The sequence below is a fragment of the Desmonostoc vinosum genome (assembly GCF_059505385.1).
Map to the genome: position 1 here is coordinate 26,621 of NZ_JCACKM010000071.1, position 9,016 is coordinate 35,636.

General features: G+C 41.0%; 12 protein-coding genes. 7 read left to right on the top strand and 5 right to left on the bottom strand.

Going from position 1 to position 9,016, the window contains the following annotated elements; genetic code table 11:
• Positions 1 to 50 precede the first annotated feature (50 nt).
• A complete protein-coding gene (locus tag AC5JMF_RS12595) occupies positions 51 to 302 on the bottom strand; it encodes a hypothetical protein (RefSeq protein WP_495796071.1) in 252 nt (83 codons plus the stop codon).
• Here AC5JMF_RS12595 and AC5JMF_RS12600 point away from each other — a divergent pair.
• The 3 genes from AC5JMF_RS12600 (at position 210) to AC5JMF_RS12610 (ending at position 2,375) form a co-directional block, all read left to right on the top strand.
• Positions 210 to 554, top strand: coding sequence for a hypothetical protein (locus tag AC5JMF_RS12600; RefSeq protein WP_495796069.1), 345 nt, complete (start codon positions 210 to 212; stop codon positions 552 to 554). The genes AC5JMF_RS12595 and AC5JMF_RS12600 overlap by 93 nt on opposite strands.
• 163 nt (positions 555 to 717) lie before the next feature.
• On the top strand, positions 718 to 1,206 hold the full coding sequence (locus AC5JMF_RS12605) for a pentapeptide repeat-containing protein (RefSeq protein ID WP_495796060.1): 489 nt from the start codon (positions 718 to 720) through the stop codon (positions 1,204 to 1,206).
• A complete protein-coding gene (locus AC5JMF_RS12610) occupies positions 1,206 to 2,375 on the top strand; it encodes a 5-(carboxyamino)imidazole ribonucleotide synthase (protein ID WP_495796061.1) in 1,170 nt (389 codons plus the stop codon). Before AC5JMF_RS12605 ends, AC5JMF_RS12610 begins: the two co-directional genes overlap by 1 nt.
• A gap of 2 nt (positions 2,376 to 2,377) precedes the next feature.
• On the opposite strand, the gene AC5JMF_RS12615 is transcribed toward AC5JMF_RS12610, so the two are convergent.
• The gene (locus AC5JMF_RS12615; RefSeq protein ID WP_495796062.1) at positions 2,378 to 3,592 is read right to left on the bottom strand and encodes an HhoA/HhoB/HtrA family serine endopeptidase; all 1,215 of its coding nucleotides are present in this window, start codon (positions 3,590 to 3,592) and stop codon (positions 2,378 to 2,380) included.
• A 322-nt stretch (positions 3,593 to 3,914) separates the two neighbouring features.
• On the opposite strand from AC5JMF_RS12615, the gene AC5JMF_RS12620 reads away from it, so the two are divergent.
• Positions 3,915 to 4,316, top strand: a complete 402-nt coding sequence (locus AC5JMF_RS12620) for a metal-sensing transcriptional repressor (protein WP_495796063.1) — start codon at positions 3,915 to 3,917, stop codon at positions 4,314 to 4,316.
• Between the two features lie 30 nt (positions 4,317 to 4,346).
• On the opposite strand, the gene AC5JMF_RS12625 is transcribed toward AC5JMF_RS12620, so the two are convergent.
• Complete coding sequence (locus AC5JMF_RS12625; protein ID WP_495796064.1) at positions 4,347 to 4,868, bottom strand: dihydrofolate reductase family protein; 522 nt, start codon at positions 4,866 to 4,868, stop codon at positions 4,347 to 4,349.
• A gap of 38 nt (positions 4,869 to 4,906) precedes the next feature.
• Between AC5JMF_RS12625 and menH the strand changes: the two genes are divergently transcribed.
• Both menH and AC5JMF_RS12635 read left to right on the top strand, forming a co-directional pair.
• The gene (gene menH / locus AC5JMF_RS12630; protein WP_495796065.1) at positions 4,907 to 5,746 is read left to right on the top strand and encodes a 2-succinyl-6-hydroxy-2,4-cyclohexadiene-1-carboxylate synthase; all 840 of its coding nucleotides are present in this window, start codon (positions 4,907 to 4,909) and stop codon (positions 5,744 to 5,746) included.
• On the top strand, positions 5,715 to 6,437 hold the full coding sequence (locus AC5JMF_RS12635; RefSeq protein WP_495796066.1) for a cyclase family protein: 723 nt from the start codon (positions 5,715 to 5,717) through the stop codon (positions 6,435 to 6,437). The genes menH and AC5JMF_RS12635 overlap by 32 nt, the downstream gene beginning before the upstream one ends.
• A gap of 60 nt (positions 6,438 to 6,497) precedes the next feature.
• Here AC5JMF_RS12635 and AC5JMF_RS12640 read toward each other — a convergent pair whose 3' ends face one another.
• Together AC5JMF_RS12640 and AC5JMF_RS12645 are read right to left on the bottom strand one after the other, a co-directional pair.
• Positions 6,498 to 7,202 carry a glycoside hydrolase family 24 protein gene (locus tag AC5JMF_RS12640; RefSeq protein WP_495796070.1) on the bottom strand — a complete coding sequence of 235 codons (705 nt, stop codon included), beginning with the start codon at positions 7,200 to 7,202 and terminating at the stop codon, positions 6,498 to 6,500.
• A 199-nt stretch (positions 7,203 to 7,401) separates the two neighbouring features.
• A complete protein-coding gene (locus AC5JMF_RS12645; protein WP_495796067.1) occupies positions 7,402 to 8,061 on the bottom strand; it encodes an NAD(P)H-binding protein in 660 nt (219 codons plus the stop codon).
• 179 nt (positions 8,062 to 8,240) lie between these two features.
• Here AC5JMF_RS12645 and AC5JMF_RS12650 point away from each other — a divergent pair, with 179 nt between their 5' ends.
• On the top strand, positions 8,241 to 8,924 hold the full coding sequence (locus AC5JMF_RS12650; RefSeq protein ID WP_495796068.1) for a DUF1997 domain-containing protein: 684 nt from the start codon (positions 8,241 to 8,243) through the stop codon (positions 8,922 to 8,924).
• Positions 8,925 to 9,016: the final 92 nt, after the last annotated feature.

The window sequence follows — 9,016 nt, forward strand, 5'->3', positions numbered from 1 at the left end:
AGCTATACTCGTGTTGCAGCCATTGAGCTATCCTTAGTAAGAAGGCAAATTTATATGTGATTTATGGCTAATTTTGGGCCATATTTCAGAGACTCTACTAAGCGCTGATCTAAATTCAATATAGCTATTGTTATAGAGCGAGTAAATGGACTAGGCGGACGAGTTAGATGAATACACACACCTTTGATAATCATTATGTTACTTGCCCAATTTGCCAAAGAAATGCTACGCCTAAACCAGTCAAGACGTGCATTGGCTTGTTTACTTGCCCCTACTGCCAGGAACGGATGGTAGTTTGTCATAGCGGGCATTATGTCCGTGATCCGTTTACTTGGAAACAGATCATGATTTCTTCGACGCTACGCCGTCAAAGTAGACCTTTAGCTAGGATTATAAGGGATTTTGTCTTAATTAAACGCCCTATGGTTGCTTTAGCTTTGGGAAGTGCTATTTTGTTTGCTGCGATCGCCATTACTCAAGAAAAAACGAGCTACGATCACCAAACACAACCCGTAACAGAAAAAGTCAAAGAATCGGAGAATAAATCTCCATAATAATTATATTTTATTAGATATAAATCAGATAGCGATTTGCTGGCGCTGATCTTAATTAATTACAAAGAAAGGGAACGCTGAACAGAAAGTGTTCCCTTTCGCTTTCCCAGTCCCCAATCCCCACGACATGCGCTAAGCTAAAATGCAGCGATTGGGTACCAATATGTTTTGGCGACAAGGGTTAGCTTTACTTTTTTTAATTCTTTTACTTTGCATGACTCATCCTGCACTAGCAGTAGACTGGACACATCCACTGTCATTTAGTAATGCAGAGTTAAAAAGACATGACTTTTCAGGTGAAAGTCTGCAAGCAGCTGAATTTTCTAATGCTAATTTGGAATTAGCTAACTTTGCAAATGCTGACTTGCGAGGAGCGGTGTTAAGTGCTTCGGTAATGACACAAACAAATCTGCATGGAGCCGACTTAACTAATGCAATGGTTGATCAGGTAAATTTGACTAAGGCTGATTTGAGCGATGCAATTCTTAAAGAGGCTCTTTTGCTGCGTTCTATCTTTACAGATGTAAATATCACTGATGCAGATTTTACAGATGCAGTTTTGGATAAAGCGCAAATCAAAGAACTATGCACAAAAGCCAGTGGTGTAAATTCTCAGACTGGCATACAAACTCGTGATTCTCTGGGATGCTAATGAGGCGTGTGGGTGTAATTGGTGGTGGGCAACTTGCCTGGATGATGGGGGATGCAGCCCAAAAGTTAGAGGTAGAATTGGTAGTGCAAACTCCAACTCAAGATGATCCAGCTGTAGCGATCGCTCAAAAAACTGTTTTCGCTCCAGTTGACGATGCCAATGCTACAGAAATTTTAGCAACAAACTGTGATGTGATCACCTTTGAAAACGAATTTGTTAACCTAGATACCTTATCGTTTTTAGCAGAGAAAGGGGTTTGTTTCCGTCCTAATTTAGCGTCCTTGGCTCCTCTTCTCGATAAATACGATCAGCGCTGCTATTTACGTGATTTAAGCTTACCTGTACCGCAGTTTTTCTCTCTTGAGCAGGCAAATCTGCAATCCATCATAGAAAATTTGGGTTTTCCATTAGTTCTCAAATCTCGACGCCACGGTTATGACGGTCAAGGCACTTTTATTATCCGAGATTTGGTGACTCTACAAGCGAAAATAGACGATACCACCAACAAATCACTTTTTTTGTTAGAGGAATTTGTACCCTTTGAAAGAGAACTAGCAATCATCGCAGCTCGTTCAGCAGCTGGGGAAATCGTCACTTATCCGGTTGTAGAAACTCAACAAGAAAAACAAGTATGTCGGCGGGTAATTGCGCCAGCCCAAATTACACCCAGTCAGGTAGCAGAAATCGCAGCGATCGCACATACTTTACTCAATAGCCTGGAATTTGTAGGAGTTTTGGGAATCGAGCTTTTTCTTACCACTAATGGCAAAGTTTTAGTGAATGAAATTGCACCCCGCACCCATAACTCTGGACATTTTTCCCTTGACGCTTGCGAAACTTCTCAGTTTGAACAGCACCTGAGAGCAGTTTGTGGTTTACCTTTGGGTAATCCTGCTTTGGGGTGTAGTGCTGCTGTGATGGTGAACCTCTTAGGGTACGAAAATTCGCACAACGACTACCAAACCCAGCGCCAAAAATTAGCAGAAATCCCGCAAGCTTTTGTTCACTGGTATGGCAAAACGGAATCACGGGTTGGGCGCAAGCTGGGACATGTTACCGTTCTGCTTGATACTAATCACCGTGATACCGCTAATACTATTGCTCAGACCGTAGAATCTATTTGGTATCCGTTAGGATACTTTAACGAAGGGAACAGCAAAGAAAGTTGAAATTATGAGGCGTCTTGTAACTCAGCAGTACGTACTGAAAGCTGCTGTGTTTGATTACCTCGTTGTACCTTCACTTGCAAAGTTTGTCCTAAACGACTATCTTCGACGATGTTCTGTAGTTGTTCAGCTGTTGTGATTGGTTTACCATCGACTTGAACAATTACGTCTCCGCGTCGAATACCTGCGGCGGCGGCTGGAGAATTAGGTATAACTCGGATCACCAAAACACCATTTACCTCTGGGATTTGGACTTGAGAGTTGGGGTCTGTGTTATTTTGCTTCGCTAGCTGGGGTGTCAAGCTGAGCATTTGTACACCTAAATAAGGGTGGGCAACTTTGCCATCACGTTGTAGTTGCGAGGCGATCGCTTTTGCTTTATCAATAGGAATAGCAAAGCCAATACCCATCGCATCAGGACGAATGGCTGTGTTGATGCCAATCACCTCACCTTGACCATTTAATAGTGGCCCGCCAGAGTTACCAGGGTTAATTGCCGCGTCAGTTTGAATGAACTCCAAGCGTTTATCACTAATACCAACTTGGGCACTAGAACGCTTGAGGGTGCTGACAATTCCTAAAGTAACGGTATTATCAAATCCTAAAGGATTGCCAACTGCGATCGCCCAGTCTCCCACCTGCACATTTTTAGAAGATCCCAGAGGTGCAACTGGTAAATCATTGCCAGCATTAATTTTAACTACTGCTAAATCTGTGACTTCATCAATCCCTTGAACTTTGCCTTCAAAAGAGCGACCATCTTTAAGTCGCACTGTGACTTTATCAGCTTTGTCAACCACATGAGCATTAGTCAAAACCAAGCCACTCTTGTCAATAATAAAACCAGAACCTAAACCACGTAATTGCTCAGAAGGTGACCGTTGTGGGAGACTATCACCAAAAAACCGCCGGAAATAAGGATCTTCAAAAAATGGATCAACCCGGCGAGTAATAGTACGTTCTGTATCAATTCTTACTACTGCCGAACCAACACGATTGACAGCAGCAGTGACAAAACTACTAGTACCCATAGCAGCATTCGCGGGTGATTGCCTTTGAGTAACTAGTTGTGGTAAATCTTCCGCAGTTGTAGTTGGTGCAGGCTCTGCTTGGGAGGGTAATACCTGTAAACTACTAACAGTGAGTAGAACTCCTAAAGCGATCGCTAATACATGAGAGGTGAGTTGACGCATAGATCTGGGCATCTTGGGAAATCGCATAATCAAAACCTAATCTAGAAGCGTAATTTTTATCTACAGTTATTTTTACAGCTTGGTTGACGTTAGCTCTGTGTTTGAGGTTTCGCCTACTTTCACCAGTATTTGAACTAAGTGATTTTTTAAATCACATGAGCTAGCTATTATCAAATTAATTGAAAATTTAGCTCAAAAGCTATTATTGAGATTTACCCTTTCAAGGTTCGGTTTTTACCCTATGATTGGGTACTGGAGATTGGGTACTGGGTATTAAGGATTGGTATTAAGAAAACTCTCCCCATTCCCTACCCTAAGCTACGATCTTAGTACTATCAGCAGATAACCCATGAATGGATCAAACCGATTAGCTAAAGAATCCTTGCCAACATCCCCACCAACAGAACATTCTCACAGTCATGAGACAGACCACGAGCATATAGATCATATTCATGAGCAGGCTGACTCTCTACATGCTCACATCCATAGCGAAGAGTCTTTGCGGCGAATTGTCAATAGGCTATCGCGCATAGAAGGACATATTCGCGGCATTAAGACTATGGTGCAGCAAAGTAGCCCTTGTCCCGATGTTTTACTGCAAATTGCCGCTGTGCGGGGCGCACTTGATCGGGTGGCAAGAATTGTTTTGGATGAACATTTAACTGAGTGTATTGCTAGAGCTGCCAAACAAGGGAATATGGAAACAGAAATTGAACAACTTAAAGCAGCTTTGGATCGGTTTTTACCCTAATACCCAGAAGGATGGGTTGAGTACAATCCTCTATTTTCTTTTGAAATTGTAATATACCTGCAATAATCCAGAATCATAAGTTTTGGCATCTTTCAACTCAAGTACTGTTTCAAGAGTAGAGTCATTCACAATCAAAGGAATACCGCTTCCTAAAATAATTGGGTGTATTGAAAGAATTAGTTCATCAATAAAACCGTGTTTCAGAAAGTAATGAATAATTTGCGCGCCTCCAACTAACCAAATATCACGACCGTTAGAATAACGTAGTTTATTGATGAATTCCTCCCAATTACTACTCACGAATCTCACGTTTTTATCTGTTTGACTTTGCAGAGTAGTAGAGAAAACAAAACTTTCTTTTCCTTGATATGGGTATTCTCCAAAATCAAGTACTTGCTGATAAGTTTTACGACCCATGATAACTGTATCAATTTGGTTAAAGAACTCTGGATAACCATAGTCTTGGTCAGTGAATAGCCAATCTACTTCTCCTGATTCTCTGGCAATGTAACCATCAAGACTAGAAGCAATAAATAAACTAATTTTTCGCATATCACAGTAACTAGCAAGTAGAAATTCAAAATTAAAGCATGATTTTAGAAAATTATATCTTTAACTATTCTTTAATTAACAACTATAAAAAACCAGTAATTCTCTTTTTACATGGCTTCATGGGCAATATTGATGAATTTGATGATGCTATACAATTACTCTCTAATGAATTTTCTTATTTAACACTTGACCTTCCTGGACATGGCAAAACTCAAGTGTTAGGCGAAGAAGAGTATTATACAATGGCTAATACTGCTCATGCCATAATCAATTTATTAGATGAGTTAAAAATCATTCGATGCTTTTTAGTTGGTTATTCAATGGGTGGGAGATTAGCTTTATACCTGACACTGGATTTTCCAGAGCGTTTTGAGAAAGTTGTGCTGGAGTCGGCATCTCCTGGCTTAGCAACAGAATTAGAACGAACAGAACGAATTAAACGCGATGCACAAATAGCCAGAAAATTGAGCAGAAGCATTGAAAAAAGTGATTTTGCAGCTTTTTTATCAAATTGGTATAATCAGCCAATTTTTGGTTCCATAAAAAATCATTCGGGCTGCGATCGCATGATAAAAAGTCGTTTACAAAACCATCCACTTGAATTAGAGAAATCTTTGCGCTTGATGGGTACTGGCTGCCAACCTTCTTTGTGGGAAAAACTCAAAGATCATACAAAGCCTTTGTTGTTACTCGTTGGTGAGTACGATCAAAAATTTATAGATATTAATACGGAAATGTCCCAAATATGCAAATTTGCCCAGTTAAAAATAATTAGTAACTCTGGACATAACATTCACTTAGAAAACACTTTGACTTTTGTGCAAAATATTCAGGATTTTTTTGCTAATGAGCCAATCACAGACTCAACATCATATTAGCTACTCCCGCGTCATCCATCTCAGTCATATAATTAACACCGATATTCCCCAATGGCCTGGTGATCCGCCAGTAGAATTGACCACCGTCGCAGAACTTGAACAAGATGGCTACTACCTGCGGCGTTTCTGTTTAGGTGAACATAGCGCCACCCATATTAATGCTCCCAATAGTTTTTACAACTCCGGTGTAGGAATTGATCAATACTCTGCTGAGTCATTGATTGTACCTGCAATAGTCATAGATATTTGCCCAGCTGTAGCAATTAATTCCGATTATGTTCTGACTATTGCTGATCTTCTCGCTTGGGAAAAACAGTACAGTAAAATTCCAGCTAGTAGTGTAGTACTACTTTACACTGGCTGGCAACATAAGTGGTTTGATCAAAATGCCTTCTTCAACTTGGATGCTAAGGGAATTATGCATTTTCCAGGGTTTGGTAAGGATGCTACTCAGTTTCTACTTAACGAGCGGCAAATTGTTGGGATAGGGATTGACACTCATGGTGTAGATCCAGGACAGGACAACAGTTTTGCTATCAACCGCCTGGTATTAGAACAGCCGCGAATTGTGCTGGAAAATTTGACAAATTTAGATCAACTACCACCTCAAGGTACTACTTTAGCGATCGCAATTCTTAGATTACGAGGTGGTTCGGGTTCTCCCGTGGGAGTGTTAGCACTAGTACCTTGATTATCGGCAAGCACGGGAGGCAGGAAAAGTAATGTGTATCAGGAATTTTGTCAAACAGTATCAGTTCTCAAATTTACTGACAACTGATTTAGCATTTAATTCCTCTTTTAAGATTTTTTGATAAATCTTAGGCAAAGAACTACTAATAGAATTAGTTTCTATCCCATATCCTAAACTTGTCCAGGTGGGAGAGAGTCGCCGCAAAACATCATTTAACTTTCCTTGACGCAGTAGTTGAGAAATATCAGTTCCCCAAACTTGTGAATCATTCAACCAACGATAAACTACTACATCTTGATATTCCGGTTCAAAGCTATAAGTAGCCAACAACATCAACTGCATCACGTTTGGGGGATTTGGGTGATAGCGAGGAGCTATGTGATACCAAGTAGTATTGATGATTTGATATCTACCAGCAGCAGTAGAACAATTACCAGTATTTGGCCCAGTAACAATTGTGACGCATATCTCAGGGTGGCGGCGGAGGTCGTTAACTTGCTGTCCACCATACAACAACGAATAGGGGCGGTTGCTGTTGGCTTCGCTGGCTGAGATGGTTCGCATCAAAGCACGGATGTAAGGATCGCCTCCTTTCATGACCAAAGGTGGCTGTTTAACTGCAAAAACAGGATCAGAAGGCGATCGCACTTCTCCAAAAATATACCACTGTAATAGAAACACAAAACCGAGGAGCGCAATTATTGGCCCAATCAGCTTTTCAACACCTTTGAGTTCAAAACCTTTCAGGGTTAGACTCCTTAAAATCTGCTCTGTTAGCTAACAACAATCATTGACGCAGCAATTTCGATAAAGTTCACCAAAAGGGAGTGGGGAGTTGGGAGTGGGGAGTGGGGGAAGAAGGATTTCATGCTGTTGTTGTGTGATTTATCGTACAAGAGTCTCAAAATGTCACTTGTCATTAGTCTCTAGTCCTTTGTAATCACAAATGACAAATGACGAATGACTACGCAACGCTAGCAAATAACTCCCAAAAGCTCTTAAGGGCTGCTTCAGGTTTGGCGATGATCTCCACAATTTTATTGCGTGCAGCTGGTTCATACAAGGACTCAACACAAACTTGGGCAACTTTTTTTCTGGGGATGCTACCCTCGAACAATGTATCAGCTCCCTGCATAACGATGGAATCGGAGTTGTCTTCATTCTTTAAACCACCAGGCCGCACAATCGTGTAGGTAAGACCACTTTTTTGAATGTATTCTTCGGCTTGCTTTTTCCACACTAAAATTAGCCAGAACAAGTTTAGGGGATGGAAAAACTGAGAAGTACACAAAGATGAAACGAAGACAAAATGCTCAATATTCTTAGCTTTGGCAGCGTTCACTAAATTTTTCGAGCCTTCAAAATCTACCTTGTAGGGCCCTGTGGGGTCAAAGCTAGGTTTTGCGCCAGTCGCACACAATACTACAGTGCTATCCCCCAAAGCAGCAGTCAAGCTTTCTGGTTGCAACACATCACCTATCACCAATTCGACATCAGGAGGCAGAATACTCTTAGCTTTCTCTGTATCCCTCACTAGCGCTCGAACAGGAATACTCCGTGCTACCAACTCTTCTACAATTCGGCGACCTGTTTCACCCGTTGCTCCTGCTACAAATGCTTTCATGGTAAACGCTATCCTGAAAATCTAATATGTGCTTATTCAATTCTTTAATTTTAGTAATTCTATGGAGTCGATGGCATATTATTAAGGTTTCCGTCAAAATGAGATGTTAGTGCGAAATGAAGCACACAAGGCGGGAATCATTAATATAGACAAACGCCAAAATATACAGCAATGCGTTTATGCTTTCAAGAAACGGTGAATATCAATCCTTGGAAATAACAGAAACAGTTCTACCTATGGCGTCAAATATAGGGGAAACTGAAGATGCATTACCGCAAGTAAATGTAGCTAAAACAACAAAATTTTATGGGCGCTATCAAGACTCGATGGATATGTATGCCCCAGCTCATAAGGTTGCTGAGTATCTTAATACTCACAATTGTTGGTTTTCGCGCTGCGCTGAACCGATGAAAGTGCAGGCACTAGGGGAAAATGGTTATACCTTAGTAATTGGTAGTTTTGGCGCTTTTGGTTATGAAGTAGAGCCAAAAATTGGTTTAGAATTATTACCTCCAGAGCAAGGTATTTACCGCATTCGTACAATTCCCGTTCCTAACTATCAACCACCTGGTTATGACGTAGATTATCGAGCCTCACTCAGGTTCACAGAAAACCCAATCAATGATGTTTTTACTGATAATAGAGAAGTAACACGAGTTGAATGGGAATTGGATTTGATAGTTGAGATTCACTTCCCCAAATTTATTCAACAACTGCCCAAGTCTTTAATTCAATCTACAGGCGATCGCCTCCTCAATCAAATTGTCCGCAAAGTCTCCCGTCGCCTCACCCGCAAAGTTCAAGAAGATTTTCATCAATCTTTGGGACTACCTTTACCTGTCAAGTCAAACAATAGGCGGTGAGTCAATATAATTCGTAATTCGTAATTCGTAATGACGCTCGAGGACTCGCTACCGCTGCGAAGCGCGTAATTCGTAATGACGCGACGCTCCTG

What these genes read in the sequence shown, in the direction of transcription:
- AC5JMF_RS12635 (WP_495796066.1), top strand. Translation starts at nt 5,715, where the DNA reads ATGAGCCAATCACAGACTCAACATCATATTAGCTACTCCCGCGTCATC.
- AC5JMF_RS12625 (WP_495796064.1), bottom strand. Translation starts at nt 4,868, where the DNA reads ATGCGAAAAATTAGTTTATTTATTGCTTCTAGTCTTGATGGTTACATT.
- AC5JMF_RS12595 (WP_495796071.1), bottom strand. Translation starts at nt 302, where the DNA reads ATGACAAACTACCATCCGTTCCTGGCAGTAGGGGCAAGTAAACAAGCC.
- AC5JMF_RS12620 (WP_495796063.1), top strand. Translation starts at nt 3,915, where the DNA reads ATGAATGGATCAAACCGATTAGCTAAAGAATCCTTGCCAACATCCCCA.
- menH (WP_495796065.1), top strand. Translation starts at nt 4,907, where the DNA reads ATGATTTTAGAAAATTATATCTTTAACTATTCTTTAATTAACAACTAT.
- AC5JMF_RS12610 (WP_495796061.1), top strand. Translation starts at nt 1,206, where the DNA reads ATGAGGCGTGTGGGTGTAATTGGTGGTGGGCAACTTGCCTGGATGATG.
- AC5JMF_RS12650 (WP_495796068.1), top strand. Translation starts at nt 8,241, where the DNA reads ATGCTTTCAAGAAACGGTGAATATCAATCCTTGGAAATAACAGAAACA.
- AC5JMF_RS12645 (WP_495796067.1), bottom strand. Translation starts at nt 8,061, where the DNA reads ATGAAAGCATTTGTAGCAGGAGCAACGGGTGAAACAGGTCGCCGAATT.
- AC5JMF_RS12605 (WP_495796060.1), top strand. Translation starts at nt 718, where the DNA reads ATGTTTTGGCGACAAGGGTTAGCTTTACTTTTTTTAATTCTTTTACTT.
- AC5JMF_RS12615 (WP_495796062.1), bottom strand. Translation starts at nt 3,592, where the DNA reads ATGCGATTTCCCAAGATGCCCAGATCTATGCGTCAACTCACCTCTCAT.